The sequence below is a fragment of the Ruegeria sp. AWH4_226 genome, from assembly GCF_056159225.1.
Window position 1 is genome coordinate 386,368 of record NZ_JBSWUU010000002.1, and the last position, 17,363, is coordinate 403,730.

The following is a 17,363-nucleotide window of genomic DNA, read 5'->3' on the forward strand; positions in this document are numbered from 1 at the left end:
TTGCGTTTGGCGGTTTAAGCCCTCAAACGCGCATCGCTCTTTAGTTGTTTTGGACCTCGTGTTCGGCGTACTGCGCGATCCCGTTTCCTAAAGACCAATTCTCTTTGACGCCTTCAACTATGTTAATGAATACGTCCTCGGCGCGCACACCTGGGTTGCAGCAAAGCAAACCAACTGTCTTAGCGTAAAGAGCCTTTTTCTGCTCGGTCGTCCTGCTGTTCATAGCGCTTATTTGGATGTAGATGACATCGTCACTTCGAGCGACATTCAGATAACTCGCGCCATACCGAAAGTTCGATGGATCATGCTCTGTTATCGTCATGAATTGATCATCTTCCGGCACGTTGAACGTTTCACGCATCGCTTGATAGACGCCATCTAAAATTGCCTCGCGATAGCGATCAGATTTTCCTTTTCGAAGTGATATGTGAACGAGCGGCATATGAGGTCCCTTCTAGGGGTATAGGTTGGATGCAGGTTGCGATTTTGATGCGACGAAGGTCAAAGATTGGTCTTTGTGACAGCGATCGGATGGCAGGTGTTTTTTGCAAGCGCCGGGTATGAAGTAGCCGTCATGTTTCAGCTCATTTGAGTTTCATGTATCGCGCTGTGGAACCATCGTCTCGACAGTCACTGGCCAACACGATCATTAAGTTATACATTTCCATATGAAATTCATAGGAATATCAATAATAAGGATTTGTAATGGTTGATCGCCGACTTGATCTGAATGCTGTGCAAGCATTTGTACATATTGCCGAGTTGGATAGCTTCACGCGTGCCGCCGACGCTTTGGGAACGACGCAATCCGCAATAAGTTTGAAACTTAAACGCTTAGAGGAAAGACTTGGCTGTCGATTAGTCGATAGAACCCCTCGTCACGTAAATTTATCACCGAAGGGAGAAGCATTTCTTCATCATGCCCGCGAGCTTTTGGCAGCCCACGACCGTGCTTGTGCCGCTTTTCATGAGACGCGGCGGCGGATCGTTATCGGAATAAGCGACCATGTTGCCGGCCCGGAACTTCCGACATTGATTGCGCGTATGAATGCGCATGACCCACTGCTTTTGATCGAAGTAAGGATTGGGTCATCAGGCGATCTGCTACAGAGTTATGATCGCCGTGAACTTGATGCGGTGATTGCGCGCCTGCATGTCGGACGAAGCGATGGTAAGCTTATTGCCGAAGAAAAATTCGGTTGGTATGCGGCTCCAAATTGGAAGTTCCGGGCGGACGAGCCGCTACCGCTTGCAACGCTCGCTGAACCTTGCGGCGTCAGGGTCTTGGCCGGGCAGCTCTTGGATGATGCAGGCGTTCCATGGACCGAGGTATTTGTCGGGGGTGGCGTAGCTGCCGTCTCAGCTGCTGTGACAGCCGGCTTGGGTGTTTCAGCGTTGGCGCGAAGGATGTTGCCGTTGGGCGCAAAAGACGTCGGACGGGAACTAGGCCTTCCGGCACTGCCATGCTTGCCCGTCCTACTTCACTCCAGGTTAAAAGATGGCAAGCCCAAAGACGCAGTCACTGCACTTGCTGCGGCTTTTCGAAGCGTGGTGCGTGACTAATTCATTATGGCATGACTTGGGGCTTAGGGGGCTTTTCCATGGTGCGTTTTACCGGCCAATCCTTGTTCAAGCAAAAGTTCATAGTATTGTCGCAATATCGCAAATGCCGGCTTAGTAGATAAAAGATGGGCGAAGGCGTGAACCGCCTTCACCCGCTGTCAAAGCACTTGCTTATTTAGGAACCAGAACCGAGTCTACGACATGAATAACACCGTTGGACTGGTTAACATCTGCAATCGTGATCTTTCCGGCGTTGCCGCTTTCGTCGTAAACAAACAGAGTGTTTCCCCGCACCTGCGCTGACAAAGCATCACCCGAGAGGGTGTCCAGATGCACAAAGCCGTCCGAGCTTTGCTTGGCCATTTTCATCAGATCAGCGCCCGACAATTTGCCCGCAACAACGTGTGCGGTCAGTACTTTGGTCAGGGTGTCTTTATTTTCGGGTTTCAACAGTGTTTCAACCGTACCTTCGGGCAACGCATCAAAGGCAGCATTGACTGGGGCAAATACCGTGAACGGACCTTCACCCATCAGAGCGTCGACAAGACCTGCTGCCTTTACGGCAGCCACAAGTGTGGTGTGATCGGCGGAATTAACCGCGTTTTCGATGATGTTTTTGTCTGCAAACATGGGTGCACCTCCAACGTTTGGATTGGCGGCGAATGCAGTGGTTGTGCTCAGCATCAGCGTAAGGGCCGCAGCTATGCGGGTTTTCGGCGAGAACATAAAACTTCCTTTCTTTCGGTTTCCCATCCCGGACGGGACTGAAAACAGAGACGGGAGGACTTCGGGAAAAGTTTCACCGCCTCTCGAGTGCCGACGGTCACACCAGACGTGAAACTTTGCCGTGCCAGCCTGCGTAGTGTTTGCGAAAGAGCGAGGAGCTGGTGACGATGACCTCACGGCCTGACAAAAGCAGATGGGTGCGGCGACAGACCGTGGTGACACGGATGACACACTGGCTCTGGGCGATCTGCCTCTTTTTTCTTTTGCTCACGGGTTTGCAGATATTCAACGCGCATCCGGTGCTGTACCTGGGCGATCAGTCCGGGTTTGAGTTCGACAACATGGTTCTGGCCGTTGGAACGGAAGGTGACCGTGGCTACGTCGATGTGCTTGGCTGGCGCCTTGATACAACCGGGATGCTTGGTTTGACAGAAAGCGGCGCGCGGGCCTTCCCATCATGGGCAACGATCCCAAGCCATTCGGATCTTGCAACTGGTCGGGTCATCCACTTTTTCTTCGCTTGGATTTTTGTAGCTACGCTACTTGTTTGGTTGCTCGGGGCATTGATTTCCGGTCATCTGAAACGTGACCTCATGTTGCACCCGTCTGATTTGAAGCGATTGGGTGCGGATCTGCGCGATCATCTGCGCATGAAATTCAGACATCCGGCGAGATACGGGCCATTGCAACGCGTAAGCTACTGCGCAGTTCTGTTCGGGTTGTTTCCGCTGATTATCGCCACCGGCCTTGCGATGTCGCCTGGATTAAACGCAGCTTTTCCGTGGCTGCCAGAGGTTTTAGGCGGCCGCCAAACCGCACGCACCTTGCATTTCGCGGCAGCAACGGGGCTCGTTCTGTTCTTCGTCATTCATATTGCAATGGTGATCCTGGCGGGACCATTAAATGAACTACGCGCCATAGTAACCGGATGGTACCTTGCTGACCCTGAGGAGACCCAACATGACGGCAATTGATATTACGCGTCGGCGACTGCTGCGCAGCGGCGCGGGTCTGATCGCCGCGGGTGCCGTATCGGGATGTAAAATACTGGACAACCTCAGCGCGCCTGATCACATCTTGCGCCAATACATGCAGCGTGCAAACGACCTGACTTATGCCATGCAGCGCGGCCTGCTGGATCGGGACGCCTTGGCGACAGAATTCAGCCGGGCTGATATTCGCCAGCCGCAGCGTCCCAATGGTGTTACGAACCCCCAGGATGACCCCTATGTGCGTTTGAAAGAGAGTGGCTTTGCTGACTACCGGCTCCACGTTTCAGGGCTGGTATCCAATCCTCTGTCACTGTCCCTCACGGACCTGAAAGCAATGCCTGTAAGGCACCAGATCACGCGCCACGATTGTGTCGAGGGTTGGAGCTGTATCGCTGAATGGTCCGGAGTACCCTTGTCGCATGTGCTGAATCTAGCCGGCACAAACCAGCGCGCCCGATACGTTGTCATACATTGCTTTGACACGATCGAACGTACGCTTTCAGGCGGGGTGCAGTATTACGAAAGCATCGACATGATTGACGCCCGCCACCCGCAGACCATCCTAGCCTGGGGAATGAATGGTGGCGCCCTGCCCGTTCCGAACGGCGCACCGTTGAGGCTGCGTGTCGAGCGGCAGCTGGGATACAAGATGGCAAAGTATATCCGTGCCATCGAGCTTGTCGATGACCTGTCGACGTTCGGACGGGGAAAGGGCGGCTATTGGGAAGATCGCGGGTATGAGTGGTATGCCGGTATTTAGGCGGTGCTTGCGCGGCGTCACCCGCAACCTTTCCGGTTCACGCTCCGTAGCACTGGTATGGACACAAGCTTTTTGGCAAGACGGCTCAAGACACTACGCCTCAGGCGGATTCTACGATGTCTCCGTCGCAGAAAATCAAAACGGGAGCGCCTGCGTGATATCCCTGCGCTGGCACCGCTAACACATCTGGTCAACGCGGTCGAACCAGATCCCAATCTGCTGGCTCAGATCGAGAATCGCATCGACCGCAGTGGAAGGTATCGACCCGAGCGGCGCAATCGGATTCAACGGATTGGCCTCCTGCTGCTGATAGGCGCACTTTCTGCCTCAGGCGGCTATCTGCTCGGTCCCACACGTCAAAAGATCGAAGTGCGTGCCGAGACCGCGTCGGACTTGATCCCGTTGGGCGCAGTAACATTGCACGGATCGGCCTTGCGTGCTTTCGTTCGCGGCCGATGCGAAGGGTACACTCATTTCTACATAACCATGCACGGTGTTGCGGTTCCTGTGAACAAGCCCGCGCCAGCGAATGGTACAGCCTTGCTGCAACCCGGTGAAAAAATTCTGATGGAATGCATCTTTTGAGTTTCGGGGCCCGTACTGCTAGAAAAGTCTTGATGGAAAGGGCCTATGGTGGAAGTAACCAAGCTGGTGCCCAGATCGCAACGAACCGGGGGCGATAGGACAAAAATGGGGACGGCTGAGCAGTCCCGAATGATGGCTGAACTTCTGGCGTCATGCGCAGAAGGCGACAGGCTTGCGTTTCGCAGATTTTATGATCTGAGCGTGCGGTACGTGTTCGGCGTTGTCCTTGCCATCCTCAAGGATCGCGACATTGCTGCCGAGGTCGCACAGGAAACATTTGTAAGAATCTGGAAAAGGGCGGACCAGTTCAAGGCCGAGTGTGGCAATCCGATGTCGTGGATCGGTTCGATTGCCCGAAACTGTGCGATTGACCGCCTGCGTGCGGAACGTGCACGCGGCTTCGTAGAATACTCTGACGAAGTGCCCGACATCATAAGCAACCCTGATCCGGCTGCGCAAACCTTGGATAGTATGGTCATAAGGAGGTTGCTGCAGGACCTAAGACCCGAATATCGTCAAGCACTTCTTTTGTGCTATTTCCAAGGATACACCTATGTTGAATTGGCAGGCGTGCTGGATATTCCGGTTGGCACAGCCAAAAGCTGGGTACGTCGCGGGCTCGCATCAATGAAGGAAGCCATGAAATGAAGAAGACTGACGCGACATTATCGAAAAGTGCGCTTGACGCATTGCTCGATGGCGCGGACCTCATTCGCAGCATTCCCGGTACCCGCCCCGACCTCGCGGATGAGTCTGACGCGCTGACCAACGATCTGTTTGCCCCCTTGCTAAGCCGCCTGCCCGAGGCTGACCCGCCCGAAGACTTGTTCCAACGTATCGAGGGCGAAATCGACGGTTTGCCAGACGAGCCGTTTGAAACCTTGCATGCGCATGAAGGTGTTTGGGAGAAGCGCAACGACAAAGTTTGGAAAAAAATTCTGGCAGAAGATCCTGCGACTGGACGAACAATGTATCTTTTGCGATGCCTTCCAGGTGCAAAAATCAAGCCACATGTACATGATCGGGCGGAACACTTGTTCATCGTCGAGGGTGAGTTCTGGATTAACGGAAAGGTTTTTTCGGCAGGCGATACGCAAATCGCACCTGTCGGAACGGAACATGCCGAGATCACGATGCCCGGCGGCTGTCTTGTGTTAATCAGCGCCTAGGAACTGATCCGCATCACCCAGATCACCCAAAAAGCACCGGACAGCCAAGGACCGAACGCGATCCTGCGCCGCCGTGTAAGCCCGGCAAAGACCAACGCCGACACGGCGGCTGTCGCAATCAAAACCGGAAGGTCGCGCCAGCCAAGCCAGGCACCTGCTGCGCAAAGAAGCTTGGCATCACCCAGCCCAAGCCCCTCTTCCCCGCTGCGCGCGAAGTAAACGGCTCCGAGCGTTGCAAACACGCCATAGCCGAGACATGCGCCCAATAGTGCGTCGAGCGGTTGGGTCACCCCCAGCCAGAAGCTACTGACCAATCCGAGTGCGATGAGGGACATGCTTGCGGCGTTCGGAATGCGAAAGCTGCGTATGTCGACAACGCAAAGCCATGACAGCAGCAGCGCAACCAGAACCGTCGCACCCCACTCCTTTGGCGTAATTTCTGTCCACATCGGCCGGCAACCCAAGGTTTGAAAATCTGCTTTCTGTAGAAAATACGAGACGATTTGGGTTTCTGTTTCAGACGTGAAACTTTTTTCGAAACCACCTCGTCTTGATTGGTACAGCACCTAGTGACCATGGCACCGGGGAGCTGCAGTACTTGGTGACCATGTCGCCGGGGGCTGCAGGACTTTGTGACCATGGCGCCGGGGGCTCGAGCACCATTGCTATGAGGCGCTGATCGCAGAAATTCGCCTTCTGCGCGAGGTGTCTTGTTGCGCAAACAAGATCTAACGAGGACATGATATGAAGATGAAACATGCATTGTCGATCAGTACCGCGCTGGTCGCAACGCTTACGGCGGCCTCGGGGCCAGTGCTGGCGTCGTCGCATCGCGAAGCGCCTGCAATCACCGAGCACCCCAAGGTGGATGGAACAGACTTTTACGTCTTCCGAAGCTATGAACCGGGGCGTGAAGATTATGTGACGCTGCTGGCCAACTATCAGCCGCTGCAGGTCAATTACGGTGGGCCAAGCTACTACACGATGGATGCCGATGGCATCTACGAGATTCACATCGACAATGACGGCGATGCGATCGAAGACCTGACGTTTCAGTTTGATTTCGAAAATCAGCTTGCCAACGGCGGTGCCGGCATCGGCCTTGATATTGGTGGCGTCAATGTCGCGATCCCTCTGAAGTATGCAGGCCCCATCCTTTCAAACGATCAGTCGCTTCTGAATGAAATGGAAAGCTACTCATTGACCTTGATCCAAGGCGACCGTCGGGGCGGTTCGCGCACGACTCTGACGCAATCAGGTTCCGGCAGTGCAACGTTCACAAAGCCGCTGGATCATGTCGGGTTGAAGACACTTCCTGATTACGACGCTTATGCCAATCAGTACATCTACGACGTCGATCTTCCGAACTGCGAGCTGCCCGGCCGCGTCTTTGTCGGACAGCGTGCGGACGCCTTTGCTCTGAACCTTGGCGAAGTCTTCGACCTCATCAATTTCGTACCGATCGAAGGCGACAGCGCTCCGGGTGCCAATGATGGCGATGGTTTCGACGGTGGCATCACGCAAAGCCGCGACAATGACGACGTTTTTGGCAAGGTCAATGTCTCGACAATCGCGCTGGAGTTGCCGATTGACTGCATAACTTCCAGCACAGACCCTGTGATCGGAGCGTGGACCACGTCAAGCCTCGCACAAGCCGAGCTGGAAAACCCCAGCCCCAGCTTTGAGGACACATCTCGTGTAGGTGGCGCATTGGTGCAGCAATCACGGATCTCGACCCCGCTGGTCAACGAAGTTGTTATCGGCATTACTGACAAGGACCTCTTCAACGGCTCCGAGCCGATCGACGATGCGGACCGATTCCTGACATACGTGACCAATCCCACGTTCCCGCGCCTTGTCGAACTGCTGTTTGGTCCTGACTTGGGTATGGAGAACAACGTTGCGCCGAAGAACCTGCCCCGTAACGACCTTGTCGCGGCGTTCCTGACCGGATTACCCGGCCTGAACCAGCCCGCGAACGTGGTGGCATCCGAGATGCTGCGCCTGAACACGGCCATTCCGGCAACACCGAGAGCAGATCAGCAGACATTTGGTGTTGTGGCTGAAGACCTTGCCGGATTCCCAAATGGACGTCGCCCAGGTGATGACATTATCGACGTTATCCTTCGGGTTGCCATGGGGGCGCTGTGCCACCCGGTTCCTCTGGGCGCCGAGTTGGGCGTAGACGGGGCGGTTGAAGACACTGATACCGACCTTGTAAACTTGGGGCTTTGCGCGCCCGAGGATGCTCCGATCGGAACTGCAGCGCTCACCGATGGTGCACCGATCAATGCAAGTGAACTGCAAAATGCGTTCCCCTACCTGAACTCGCCAATACCGGGTTCACCGAATGGTCCGTTGGCACAGGGAATCTAAGGCAATGTCAACGAACCTTCTCAAATCGCGTTCTGGCCTTCGCTTGGCCGCGATGATCACCCTTCTGACCGGACTGGCCGCCTGTGACGGTAGCAGTTCCGATAACGGAGGTATGGCGCGAGCTATCGAGTCGCTTGGCAGCGTATTTCAGCAGGCCTTTAATCAAGGTCCGAATGATGAGCCAATCGACATCACGAATGCTGGACTTCAAGTCGACTTGACGGCAGAACCTTTCGAGCTGTGAAGTAGCCCGCACAAAAAACTCAACCGCCGCCAGGAATACTGGCGGCGGTTTTTTCTGCGGAATCAATATGCCGGCGTGATTATGATTTCACCAGTTTCGGCATCGCGAAACACGTACCGTTCAACAGTAACCCGTGCTGTGCCCACACTGGCTGTTGCCACAACTTCAAATGCGTCGGACGTGAACCCAGACAAAGGTGGCTGGATAACGCCAAGCGCCGCAAGATCTGCGCGATCAACAAACCCCTTCCCAGCTCGACGAGCCAAAAGGCCATCCGCAGCTACCTCATTCGCAAGAAGAGCGGATAGGACAATTTTGTCCGCTGCGTTGAGGTTCAAAGGATGCCTGTCTGGCAAAGCAGTAACATAGGGCTTCAACCTCTTGACCGCAGTTTCGGAAATTCCTTCCCGTCGCAAGTCTTCGGCGGACATCAAAGGACCGTTGGCGGCGACGACACGTGCGATCTCGATACCAAGTGTTTGCGGCAGATCCAGTTGGATCAGCAATTCGTTAAAGACACGCAATTCAACCAGACCGCCGGGACCAAGTGAATTGAGGTCGAACCGGCCACGCAAATCTTCAGTTTTGACTGCGAACTCACCGAAATCGAATTGAATCGGCTTTTGCGAGGCCAACGCCCAGCCCTCAGCCGCATGATCGCTTTCGGGCGCGTCGACAAGGTCGCGCCGCAATTCGATTGCAACAGAGGTGATGCCGCCTTCGGCTAGAGCCCGAGCCTGAGAGATGTCCCGGCCAATGGTAAGTTGGTCCAAAGCGCGATCCTGGCTTGTCAACATGACCTGCACCAGCCCTGCTCCGGCGGCAACAACGACAAGAACATTCAAGAGGCTTACACCCTGTTCTGATCCGCGCGTCATGGTGCGAGCGGGGCAGGAAGCAAGATCAACCGACGCAAGTCGTCATTCGGCAGCTCGAGTACCGCTGCTTGATTGCTGTCTGGATGACCGACAAGTTGAACCTCACCCTCAAGAACCATTTGAACAAGGCTTTGCCCGTCCGGCCAAGTAATCTTTCGGCTCAACCCTTCATCATTTGCATACCATTCGACGACATAGTCCGACGCTACCAGTTTAAACCCGCCTTTTTCGGTCAGCCCGCCACGATATGCAGAACTGGCGTCTAGGTTTAGCAGTTGAAAAGCACGATCAATCGCCAAAAGCCGATCAATACGACCCTCCAGCTTTGTATCTTGGCGGACGACCCCGTCCAACAGCGTGAATCCGGCAACGCCGATCATGGCAGAGACCGCCAATGCAGCCAGCATTTCGATCATGGTGACGCCGGACTGGCCGGAACGTCTGATCATGCCACCCTGACGACGTCACCGCCGTTGATTCTCAGAACCGCCAGTTTGCGTGTACAGGTGCGATTGGAACTCAGTTGCGTCGACCCCAACAGTCCCTCAATCGGTTTGCGCCGTTTCAGATCAGTACTGCTACCAGCCTTGCGTGCATAGTCGACTGCGTCGACCGCGAGTGCTCCGATAATGCCCAGATCTTCTTCGAGATGTGCACGAAAACTGGCGGACAGTTGGTCGAATTTCCGGGGGTCGGGCCCGGTGAAACAAGCTTTGTCAAGACGTTCAAACTGACCTCCGGACAGGCCTGACCATTGTACAGACCCAATTGTTGTTACACCGGTTCCGACTGCCGCGACCGCTTGTTCCAAAACAGCCGAGCTGGCACCCGGCACGTAAATTATATCAGGAAGCGTGCCGCCACCCGCGCGGCGAAGGGCGCTGCCCATTCCGGCGGGTGCAGTATTCGCCGGCACCTCAGGCAATATCGTCGAGCGCGAAGCGCGGGCACCCGCAGACAGAGCTGCCCGTGATCGGACCCCCAACGGAGTGATGTTTTCTAAGGTCGCGATGCGGCGCGCACCGGCATCGGACGCGTATCGCAGGACAGCTTGAGCCGATTGCTCAGGCGTTACCCCAAAAACCCATGCACCATCATTGGCGAGGGTATTGTCATTGGAAAGCGTCAGGACCGGAATGTTACCTGCGGTCTGCAAAACGGCCCGTGTCTGTTCGCGAAAAAGTGGCCCTACAATAACATCTGACCCACCAGCCATGGCGCGCGATGCTGCGGCCGCGGCGGTTTCTGGCGTATCACCTGAGTCCAGTACAGTGGCCCTTGTCGGGCCGATACTCAGATCATCAGCCAGCCAGACAGCCTTGGCCATGCGTTGCCCCAATGCGCTCTGCGAGCCTGAGAGTGGAAGAAGGACCGAAACGTTTCGTTGTTCGCCAGAACTCCCGCCCCTTTCCGAGGATACGCCCTTAGCACAACCTGCCAAGATCGGCAGGCTCGCCAGCGTCAGGCAGAAACGGCGACGGCTTGGATTGGCAGCTTCAATCATGAATCTCACTCCAGTTTCGGTTCCAAGTAGGCGCGGGTCTTAGCCCACCAGCGTGTTGAGGCTGACGATCGGCAGCAGGATCGCAAGTACCAGAAGCATCACGATGCCCCCCATGCCCAACAGGACAAGCGGTTCAACCAAACCGACCATGGCTTTGATACGAGCTTGCAGACTTTGCGATTGATCGGTCCAGAATCGACCCAACATGGTCGGCAAGCGTCCACTGGTTTCGCCGCTTGCCACTATGGTGATCATCATCGGTGGAAATTCCGGATGTGCCGCCAGTGCCCGCGACAGCGACATTCCTTCCTGCACCTCATTCGCAACCTGCGTCAGACATGCGCGCGCCTGAAGGTTTCCCACGGTCGTTGTCGCTGCTTTAAGGGCATCGGTAAGCGCCACACCGCTTTGTGTCAAAGTTGAAAGAGTGCCGGTAAATTGAACAAGTACCACCTGCCGGACAAGTCCTACGCGCCACAGCACTTGATGCAAAATCACGCGCACCGCAGCGTTGCGCGACAGCGCCAGAAGCCCGGCCATCAAAATAGCCACCGCCAGAAGCATAAGAACCCCGTAGCTTGAAACAAAATCGCTGATTGAAATCATCGCTTTGGTCAACGGCGGCAAGTCTGCGCCACGCGCGGCAAAGACCCGGACGATATCCGGCAACACGTAGACCAGCAAGGCAAGGATAACGGCAACGGAAACGGCAACAAGGATCGCAGGATAGATCAGCGCCAATAATACCGTCTGACGGTGACGCTGTGCGGTCTCCATATGATCCGCCAAATGGTCAAGAACTGCACCAAGACGGCCCGATTGTTCCCCTGACCGTAGCGACGTCAAATAGAACCTGTCGAACCGGTTATGTTGCTGACCGAGCGCTTTGCTGAGGCTGCCGCCGTTCAGAATTTCCGCCCGGGTCGCGCGGCACAGCGCTGAAATTCGCGGTGTGGTCTGCCCCGCGATTGCAGCCAGCGCGGCCTCGATCTGCACTCCGCTTGCAATCAAAGTTGCCATCTGCCGCGTGAATACTGAAATTTCTGCCGCGCTGGGACGTTTGGGTCCGGGTCGAATTTGCAAGTCGCCCAAAGCGGAAAAAAAGCGCGCTTCGCGAACTGACACAGCCAAAAGACCCATCTGACGTAAGCGTGCACGTGCGTCAGAGAAGCCCGCAGCCTCAAGAGATCCGCGGCACGTTTTGCCAGCCTGATCAATGGCACGATACCGAAAGCGGGTCATTTTACGCTTTCAGAACCGGGGTCGAGTACAACCCTGGCCACTTCACTCGGTGTGGTCAGACCTTGCCGAATCTTCCCGATCCCATCGCCCAAAAGCCCACCTGAAGCGCCTTTCGCTGCACCGGCCAGTTCTGCCTCGCTTGCGCCAGACGAAATCATTTTTTCAAGCTCAGGTGTCACCTCGACAAGATCGTAAATGGCTACGCGCCCGCGAAAGCCTGTGCCTTCGCATGCCGCACATCCGATCCCTGCCAGGATGGTTTCATTGGTTTGCATTTCGTCGCCCAACATTGCCACTTCGGCTGGGGTAACACTTCGGGGTCGGGCGCAATCGGAACAGACCCGGCGGACCAACCGTTGCGCAATCAAACCTCGCAGCATCGGCGCAAGCAAAAAACGTTCGATCCCCAGATCAATAAGCCGCGCGACCGTACCGATTGCACTGTTTGTATGCAGCGTCGACATTACCAGATGCCCGGTCATCGCGCTTTCAACGGCGATACGGGCGGTCTCGCCATCGCGGATTTCCCCAACCATGATGACGTTCGGGTCTTGTCGCAACAACGCCCTAAGCCCACGCGCAAAGGTCAAATCGGTTGCCGGATTGACCTGCATCTGTGCGATGCCGGGCAGTGCATATTCAATCGGGTCCTCAATCGTCATGATATTGCGTTGCCGATCGTTCAGCAGTTCAAGGCCGGCATAGAGCGTTGTCGTTTTTCCCGATCCGGTGGGGCCCGTCACCAAGACCAACCCGTCAGGCCGATACAACAAACGTTCGAACGTTTCGCGCATTCGGTCTGTCATGCCCAGCGTTTCAACACCGGTTCGCGTCTGGTTTCGGTCAAGCAGGCGGAGAACGACACGCTCTCCGTGCTGGGCCGGTATTGTCGAAATCCGGGCGTCCATATGGTATTCGCCGATACGAATCGAAACGCGACCGTCCTGAGGTTTGCGTTTCTCGGCGATATCAAGACGGCCGATCACCTTGATCCGGCTGATCAGTTGCGGAGCGAGCGCGCGATTGGTGTTAAGCGCCTCTCGCAGAATACCATCGACCCGAAACCGGACGACAAGAGCGCTCTCTTCAACTTCGATATGCACATCAGATGCCTGTGAACGGATCGCCTCCAGCAACAACGCATTGATCAAGCGTACAACCGGCGCGTCATCTCGTTGATCCAAAAGATCGTCAACCCCGGCGGCACTGTCGGCCAGCGCTTCCAGATCAGCCTCTGTCGAAAAGCCAGAGGCTTGCTCTGCAGCGCCGGCAGCCGCGCTCGCGCTGTCGCGGTACAAGTCTTCATGTGCTTCCGAAAGTACTGCCGCGGATACCTTCCGAAACTTAAGCGCCCGACCACAAATCCGCTGTGCCTCGGCCAATGCGACAAAGTTGGTTTTGTCAGTCATAAGGCAAGTATCGCCGTCTACTGCAAGCGCATTGGTTCGTGCAAAGCTGTAAGGCACAGTATTCATTGCGCGTCCTCCAAAACAAAGCGGGCACTTACGGTGCCGGGTTCCGGGCGGCGGGAAATCTCAGCGCTGAGTATGCGGACGCTGTTTGAACCTGTCAGCGCGCCCAGCCATCCAACCAGTTTCGCAAACGCAACGTCGTCAAGCGAAACGGACAGGGCAGAGCCCTGAGGATCGAGGCGTTGAATCTCAACCCCAAGCCGACCGGCAGTTTCGGTCACCCTGATCCGCAAAGGCGGTAACGTTTCCACCGGAGACAGCAAGTTCTGAGCCGAGAGCTGGTCCAATACTCCCGCAACGGATTCAACCTCGGCAATTTGTACGCGACTTGCGGCGCGCGCGGCCAATGCCGGATACACGGCAAAATGCCAGCTTGCCAATAAGGTCACAGCACTCCCGGCAAAAATCAGCAGCCACTTTTCTCGGTCGGTGAGGTGCCGCATTACACCCCCCCGGCTATGACGATCTGCATTTCCGCCCCTGCCGCGTTGCGGGTCGCCGCCCCTGCAGTAGCTGCAAGCCCAGCTTGCGCAAGTGCAGTCTCGACAGATTGCAAAGCTTTCAGATCATTTGCTTCGATCATCAACGCCAGACTACCGGACGCAGCATCATATCTGAGGTCCCGAAGGTTTACGGAGGCCACCGTGGACAGGGCGTCGAAAGTTTGAACCAATGCCTGCAGAAACGGTTCCTGCCGGCTACCTTTCTGAGCACGCACTGCAAGCCGGTCAGCCAGCGCAGACATCGGAAAGTCCGGTTCAAGGTTGAAGTTCAGGTCGATCAGCCGGCCTTGCACCTGATTACGCCGATCCATAGCGACACGGTCAAGCGCGTACGCATCCGCCCAAAGAAGACCTGTATGCAGCACTCCGGCGACAAGAAGAGCCAAAGCGGCGAAGCGGACCAATGCAAAAAGCCCCTGCACCGCCCCACCCCGAGACCCACCCAGCAAGTTAACCTCCAGCAGCGCCGGGTCTAGTGGTGGTAGGTCTTCCGTTTTGGACGCAGCACTTATACCCACTGGCAGGGTACCGTGAAACAACTCGATTTCCGGGGAGTCAAAGGCCCGCCAGAGTTCTTCGAACTCGTCTGGCGACACCGCCATACCGGTTCCGTCAGCAAGGCGCAAATGGGTCATTTCTGATCCGCACCAAACGGCCCATGCATCTGCCCGCGAAGGCAACGGAACCGCCAGTGTATCCGGCAGAACCGCCCCCGTCGCAGGGGTCTCGGCCAACATTTCGTGCAGCGAGTCACGGTTTGCAACGATGCACAGCCAGTCTGCGCTGGTAAGTTGTGGCCCGAGCGCCAGGGCGACCTGCTCGACAGGTTCGGCCAAAAAAGGTTCTACGGCAAAAAGCAATGCTGATCGGCGTTGGCGCGTGGATTTGACCGGCAGGGCGACCGGCAAAATCAACACCGAAGCGCCTGAAATCACTGTCGGCGGCGCGGTCCTCGAGATCTCCGCCGCCGCCATTACACGGCCTCGCAGAGATGGGTCGACGCAGGCGCGACTTGACGTATCCGAAAGTGGCACCAATGCCACGGAGCGTTCAGTAGCGCGCCCGGCACTGTTCACGCTAACCTCCTGTTTTAGCATAATTTTTTACCTTTACGGGGCACGCGAACGCGCCTATGTAACCGAAGATACGCAAGCCAGATAGGAAAAGTTTCATGACTGTTTTTGCTTCGAAGGCCCAAAAACCACGCGCACAGGATGCGGGCGTCACACTGATTGAAATGATGGTTGTTCTGGTAATTATCTCGGTGGTTGCGGCATTGATTGTGCCGAATGTCATTGGCCGCCCTGACGAGGCGCGCGTGGCCGTCGCCCAGACAGACATGCGCACCGTAGCAAGCGCGCTGCAGCTGTATCGATTGGACAACGGCAGCTACCCAACAACGGTTCAGGGTCTGGATGCCCTTGCTGAACGCCCCGTCAGCCCGCCGCTGCCTCGATCCTGGCCAACAGGCGGGTACCTCGCCGACGTACCGCTTGACCCTTGGGGAACGCCATATGTCTATCGCGCGGCGGCCGGTGAATTCGAGCTCGTCTCATTAGGCGCAGATGCGGCCCCCGGTGGAAGTGGCGTCGACGCAGACATTCCATTGCGCCCCAACGAAGGCAGAGCGGGCTCGTGATGCAGACACACGGGTCTCGCCGGGCCGAGGCTGGCGTAACGCTGATCGAGATCCTTGTCGTCCTGGCCCTGTTCGCGATTGTTGCCGGCGCGGTTGTTCTCTCTATACCGGCCCGGCAATCATCAACGCAGAGCGACCTGAATTTTCTGACACTGAAAACGCGGCTTGATGCTGCAATTGATCAATCGCTGTCTGTCGGAGTCGGTTTTGGGGTTTGGCAAAGCGAAAACGACATTGTCTTGCTTCAACTGGACGACGACAATTGGACGCCCTCCCCCGATCGCCGTCAAAACCCGCCGAAACTTTTTGCCCGGTATGCCCGTATCTCTTTCCGTGTTGACGAAGACGCAGTGTTCGCTGTCTCGCCGGCTTTGGTGCCGCAAAGCGGTCGTGCTTTGCACATCACATTGGCCGAAGGACCTGAGCTGAGCTTTGATGGTCTGCACCTATTGCAACTCGAAAAGGAAGACGGTGAACATGCAAAGCGGAACCGATAGTGGATTTAGTCTGCTCGAGGCCTTAGTGGCCATGAGCGTACTGTCCGTATCTGCCGCGACGCTGCTTTCAACGGTCGAGGAACATACGCGTGCGATCACCGCCTATTCCGATCGGGCAACGGCGCGCTGGATTGCAGAAAACAGGTTGGTTGAATTGGGCCTGGGGCTGAGCGGTGAAACCGATATTGCGCGATTTTCCGGTCAGGACTGGTGGATATCCACCACTCGCTCGGACACTGACGATCCCGAATTGACACGGATTGATATTTCTGTCGGGCCGCTGAACGATCGCGACTCCGCATTGGCCCGATTGACCGGATTTATCGACACGCCGAGCGGTGCGAAATGAGGGTCGTTACCGAGTTCCTGCCGCGACTAGCGATCATTGCGTTGATCGTCATCTCGCTGGTTTATGAGTCCTTACCGGTTGCGCGTCATTTTGCCGGAATCGTTGCGATTGAATCCATGTCGCCTGCAACACCCCTCGACCTTCCCGCAAATGATCAGCCCAATCTTGAACGCCTTTTGCAAACGGCCCCGTTTGGCCGGGTGGCGCAGGCGGATGTTCCCGCTTCCCCGCGATCTGGTGAAACACCGAACATTCTGCTGCGCGGCGTGTTTTATTCGGCTCAATCGATATCCGCTGCCTTTCTGGAAGTCGATGGAACCGTCGGTCTGTTCCGCGAGGAACAAACGGTCACGCCTTCTTTTGTTCTGGCCGACGTGGGTACGGACCATGTGAAACTGACGGCGGAAAGCGAGACACTTACGCTGTATCTGGATGATGACGCACAGACACTTGAAAAGTCGGACTCCAAAGAAACAACCACCGATGGTCAACAAGATCTACTTGCCCGAATGGGGAGTGGTGTCGTGGTGCCCGCAACATACCAAAAGCCCGGCCCACCCGAAACAACCTCGGAATACATCGACTATTGGCGCAATCGCATCCGCAAGAACCCAAACGCCGTCCTGAAAGACATTGGCCTGAAAGCTACCGAGCAAGGCTATGTCATTGCAGAACAGCACGATATCGGCGTCAAGCTGGCGGGGTTAAAGTCAGGGGACCTGGTGCGGTCGGTCAATGGGCAAGCCGTAGGTAATCCTGAAAGCGACCGGCGCTTCTACGATCAGATCGCCGCCTCTGGCCATGCGCGTCTGGAAGTTGAGCGCAATGGTCGCATCCTGACATTTTCTTTCCCTTTAAGGTGAC

At 56.0% G+C, this 17,363-nt stretch carries 22 protein-coding genes; 12 read left to right on the forward strand and 10 right to left on the reverse strand.

Annotated features, from left to right (window positions below):
* Window positions 1-40: 40 nt before the first annotated feature.
* A complete protein-coding gene (locus ACXAET_RS17145; protein ID WP_475187851.1) occupies window positions 41-442 on the reverse strand; it encodes a tautomerase family protein in 402 nt (133 codons plus the stop codon).
* 263 nt (window positions 443-705) lie between these two features.
* Between ACXAET_RS17145 and ACXAET_RS17150 the strand changes: the two genes are divergently transcribed.
* Window positions 706-1,563: a LysR family transcriptional regulator gene (locus ACXAET_RS17150; protein ID WP_475187853.1), complete on the forward strand. Its 858-nt coding sequence runs from the start codon at window positions 706-708 to the stop codon at window positions 1,561-1,563.
* Between the two features lie 171 nt (window positions 1,564-1,734).
* Here the strand turns inward: ACXAET_RS17150 and ACXAET_RS17155 are convergent, their stop codons facing one another.
* Entirely contained in the window at window positions 1,735-2,289 is a 555-nt protein-coding gene (locus tag ACXAET_RS17155; RefSeq protein ID WP_475187856.1) for a fasciclin domain-containing protein, read from the reverse strand.
* Window positions 2,290-2,513: 224 nt separating this feature from the next.
* Here ACXAET_RS17155 and ACXAET_RS17160 point away from each other — a divergent pair, with 224 nt between their 5' ends.
* The 5 genes from ACXAET_RS17160 (at window position 2,514) to ACXAET_RS17180 (ending at window position 5,795) form a co-directional block, all read left to right on the forward strand.
* The gene (locus tag ACXAET_RS17160; protein WP_475187858.1) at window positions 2,514-3,263 is read left to right on the forward strand and encodes a cytochrome b/b6 domain-containing protein; all 750 of its coding nucleotides are present in this window, start codon (window positions 2,514-2,516) and stop codon (window positions 3,261-3,263) included.
* Window positions 3,250-4,041, forward strand: a complete 792-nt coding sequence (locus ACXAET_RS17165) for a molybdopterin-dependent oxidoreductase (protein ID WP_475187860.1) — start codon at window positions 3,250-3,252, stop codon at window positions 4,039-4,041. The genes ACXAET_RS17160 and ACXAET_RS17165 overlap by 14 nt, the downstream gene beginning before the upstream one ends.
* 57 nt (window positions 4,042-4,098) lie before the next feature.
* Window positions 4,099-4,626, forward strand: coding sequence for a hypothetical protein (locus ACXAET_RS17170; protein WP_475187862.1), 528 nt, complete (start codon window positions 4,099-4,101; stop codon window positions 4,624-4,626).
* Window positions 4,627-4,755: 129 nt separating this feature from the next.
* On the forward strand, window positions 4,756-5,274 hold the full coding sequence (locus ACXAET_RS17175; protein WP_475187865.1) for an RNA polymerase sigma factor: 519 nt from the start codon (window positions 4,756-4,758) through the stop codon (window positions 5,272-5,274).
* The gene (locus tag ACXAET_RS17180) at window positions 5,271-5,795 is read left to right on the forward strand and encodes a cupin domain-containing protein (protein WP_475187866.1); all 525 of its coding nucleotides are present in this window, start codon (window positions 5,271-5,273) and stop codon (window positions 5,793-5,795) included. The genes ACXAET_RS17175 and ACXAET_RS17180 overlap by 4 nt, the downstream gene beginning before the upstream one ends.
* Here ACXAET_RS17180 and ACXAET_RS17185 read toward each other — a convergent pair.
* Window positions 5,792-6,244, reverse strand: a complete 453-nt coding sequence (locus ACXAET_RS17185; protein ID WP_475187868.1) for a prepilin peptidase — start codon at window positions 6,242-6,244, stop codon at window positions 5,792-5,794. The two genes, ACXAET_RS17180 and ACXAET_RS17185, sit on opposite strands and share 4 nt — an antisense overlap.
* 295 nt (window positions 6,245-6,539) lie before the next feature.
* Between ACXAET_RS17185 and ACXAET_RS17190 the strand changes: the two genes are divergently transcribed.
* Window positions 6,540-8,171, forward strand: a complete 1,632-nt coding sequence (locus ACXAET_RS17190; RefSeq protein WP_475187870.1) for a DUF4331 domain-containing protein — start codon at window positions 6,540-6,542, stop codon at window positions 8,169-8,171.
* 4 nt (window positions 8,172-8,175) lie between these two features.
* On the forward strand, window positions 8,176-8,415 hold the full coding sequence (locus ACXAET_RS17195) for a hypothetical protein (RefSeq protein ID WP_475187871.1): 240 nt from the start codon (window positions 8,176-8,178) through the stop codon (window positions 8,413-8,415).
* A 62-nt stretch (window positions 8,416-8,477) separates the two neighbouring features.
* Here the strand turns inward: ACXAET_RS17195 and ACXAET_RS17200 are convergent, their stop codons facing one another.
* The 7 genes from ACXAET_RS17200 to gspL are packed head-to-tail and all read right to left on the reverse strand — an operon-like array spanning window position 8,478 to window position 15,090.
* Window positions 8,478-9,293 (reverse strand): type II secretion system minor pseudopilin, encoded by an 816-nt coding sequence (locus tag ACXAET_RS17200; protein WP_475187873.1) that lies wholly within the window; start codon window positions 9,291-9,293, stop codon window positions 8,478-8,480.
* Entirely contained in the window at window positions 9,290-9,742 is a 453-nt protein-coding gene (locus ACXAET_RS17205; protein ID WP_475187875.1) for a PulJ/GspJ family protein, read from the reverse strand. Before ACXAET_RS17205 ends, ACXAET_RS17200 begins: the two co-directional genes overlap by 4 nt.
* The gene (locus ACXAET_RS17210) at window positions 9,739-10,797 is read right to left on the reverse strand and encodes a penicillin-binding protein activator (protein WP_475187877.1); all 1,059 of its coding nucleotides are present in this window, start codon (window positions 10,795-10,797) and stop codon (window positions 9,739-9,741) included. Before ACXAET_RS17210 ends, ACXAET_RS17205 begins: the two co-directional genes overlap by 4 nt.
* Before the next feature lie 39 nt (window positions 10,798-10,836).
* Window positions 10,837-12,039, reverse strand: coding sequence for a type II secretion system F family protein (locus ACXAET_RS17215; RefSeq protein WP_475187879.1), 1,203 nt, complete (start codon window positions 12,037-12,039; stop codon window positions 10,837-10,839).
* Window positions 12,036-13,514 carry a GspE/PulE family protein gene (locus ACXAET_RS17220; RefSeq protein ID WP_475187881.1) on the reverse strand — a complete coding sequence of 493 codons (1,479 nt, stop codon included), beginning with the start codon at window positions 13,512-13,514 and terminating at the stop codon, window positions 12,036-12,038. Before ACXAET_RS17220 ends, ACXAET_RS17215 begins: the two co-directional genes overlap by 4 nt.
* The gene (gene gspM / locus ACXAET_RS17225) at window positions 13,511-13,954 is read right to left on the reverse strand and encodes a type II secretion system protein GspM (RefSeq protein WP_475187883.1); all 444 of its coding nucleotides are present in this window, start codon (window positions 13,952-13,954) and stop codon (window positions 13,511-13,513) included. Before gspM ends, ACXAET_RS17220 begins: the two co-directional genes overlap by 4 nt.
* Window positions 13,954-15,090, reverse strand: coding sequence for a type II secretion system protein GspL (gene gspL, locus ACXAET_RS17230; protein WP_475187886.1), 1,137 nt, complete (start codon window positions 15,088-15,090; stop codon window positions 13,954-13,956). The genes gspM and gspL overlap by 1 nt, the downstream gene beginning before the upstream one ends.
* Window positions 15,091-15,185: 95 nt before the next feature.
* Here gspL and gspG point away from each other — a divergent pair, with 95 nt between their 5' ends.
* Genes gspG through ACXAET_RS17250 form a run of 4 tightly spaced genes read left to right on the forward strand, consistent with a single transcriptional unit; the run spans window position 15,186 to window position 17,362 of the window.
* Complete coding sequence (gspG, locus tag ACXAET_RS17235; RefSeq protein WP_475187888.1) at window positions 15,186-15,653, forward strand: type II secretion system major pseudopilin GspG; 468 nt, start codon at window positions 15,186-15,188, stop codon at window positions 15,651-15,653.
* Complete coding sequence (locus tag ACXAET_RS17240; RefSeq protein WP_475188431.1) at window positions 15,653-16,150, forward strand: type II secretion system protein; 498 nt, start codon at window positions 15,653-15,655, stop codon at window positions 16,148-16,150. Before gspG ends, ACXAET_RS17240 begins: the two co-directional genes overlap by 1 nt.
* On the forward strand, window positions 16,131-16,499 hold the full coding sequence (gene gspI / locus ACXAET_RS17245) for a type II secretion system minor pseudopilin GspI (RefSeq protein WP_475187890.1): 369 nt from the start codon (window positions 16,131-16,133) through the stop codon (window positions 16,497-16,499). The genes ACXAET_RS17240 and gspI overlap by 20 nt, the downstream gene beginning before the upstream one ends.
* Entirely contained in the window at window positions 16,496-17,362 is an 867-nt protein-coding gene (locus ACXAET_RS17250; RefSeq protein WP_475187892.1) for a hypothetical protein, read from the forward strand. The genes gspI and ACXAET_RS17250 overlap by 4 nt, the downstream gene beginning before the upstream one ends.
* Window position 17,363: the final 1 nt, after the last annotated feature.

Coding starts and splice junctions, on each gene's coding strand:
- ACXAET_RS17145 (WP_475187851.1), bottom strand. CDS start 442: ATGCCGCTCGTTCACATATCACTTCGAAAAGGAAAATCTGATCGCTAT.
- ACXAET_RS17150 (WP_475187853.1), top strand. CDS start 706: ATGGTTGATCGCCGACTTGATCTGAATGCTGTGCAAGCATTTGTACAT.
- ACXAET_RS17155 (WP_475187856.1), bottom strand. CDS start 2,289: ATGTTCTCGCCGAAAACCCGCATAGCTGCGGCCCTTACGCTGATGCTG.
- ACXAET_RS17160 (WP_475187858.1), top strand. CDS start 2,514: ATGACACACTGGCTCTGGGCGATCTGCCTCTTTTTTCTTTTGCTCACG.
- ACXAET_RS17165 (WP_475187860.1), top strand. CDS start 3,250: ATGACGGCAATTGATATTACGCGTCGGCGACTGCTGCGCAGCGGCGCG.
- ACXAET_RS17170 (WP_475187862.1), top strand. CDS start 4,099: ATGGACACAAGCTTTTTGGCAAGACGGCTCAAGACACTACGCCTCAGG.
- ACXAET_RS17175 (WP_475187865.1), top strand. CDS start 4,756: ATGATGGCTGAACTTCTGGCGTCATGCGCAGAAGGCGACAGGCTTGCG.
- ACXAET_RS17180 (WP_475187866.1), top strand. CDS start 5,271: ATGAAGAAGACTGACGCGACATTATCGAAAAGTGCGCTTGACGCATTG.
- ACXAET_RS17185 (WP_475187868.1), bottom strand. CDS start 6,244: ATGTGGACAGAAATTACGCCAAAGGAGTGGGGTGCGACGGTTCTGGTT.
- ACXAET_RS17190 (WP_475187870.1), top strand. CDS start 6,540: ATGAAGATGAAACATGCATTGTCGATCAGTACCGCGCTGGTCGCAACG.
- ACXAET_RS17195 (WP_475187871.1), top strand. CDS start 8,176: ATGTCAACGAACCTTCTCAAATCGCGTTCTGGCCTTCGCTTGGCCGCG.
- ACXAET_RS17200 (WP_475187873.1), bottom strand. CDS start 9,293: ATGACGCGCGGATCAGAACAGGGTGTAAGCCTCTTGAATGTTCTTGTC.
- ACXAET_RS17205 (WP_475187875.1), bottom strand. CDS start 9,742: ATGATCAGACGTTCCGGCCAGTCCGGCGTCACCATGATCGAAATGCTG.
- ACXAET_RS17210 (WP_475187877.1), bottom strand. CDS start 10,797: ATGATTGAAGCTGCCAATCCAAGCCGTCGCCGTTTCTGCCTGACGCTG.
- ACXAET_RS17215 (WP_475187879.1), bottom strand. CDS start 12,039: ATGACCCGCTTTCGGTATCGTGCCATTGATCAGGCTGGCAAAACGTGC.
- ACXAET_RS17220 (WP_475187881.1), bottom strand. CDS start 13,514: ATGAATACTGTGCCTTACAGCTTTGCACGAACCAATGCGCTTGCAGTA.
- gspM (WP_475187883.1), bottom strand. CDS start 13,954: ATGCGGCACCTCACCGACCGAGAAAAGTGGCTGCTGATTTTTGCCGGG.
- gspG (WP_475187888.1), top strand. CDS start 15,186: ATGACTGTTTTTGCTTCGAAGGCCCAAAAACCACGCGCACAGGATGCG.
- ACXAET_RS17240 (WP_475188431.1), top strand. CDS start 15,653: ATGCAGACACACGGGTCTCGCCGGGCCGAGGCTGGCGTAACGCTGATC.
- gspI (WP_475187890.1), top strand. CDS start 16,131: ATGCAAAGCGGAACCGATAGTGGATTTAGTCTGCTCGAGGCCTTAGTG.
- ACXAET_RS17250 (WP_475187892.1), top strand. CDS start 16,496: ATGAGGGTCGTTACCGAGTTCCTGCCGCGACTAGCGATCATTGCGTTG.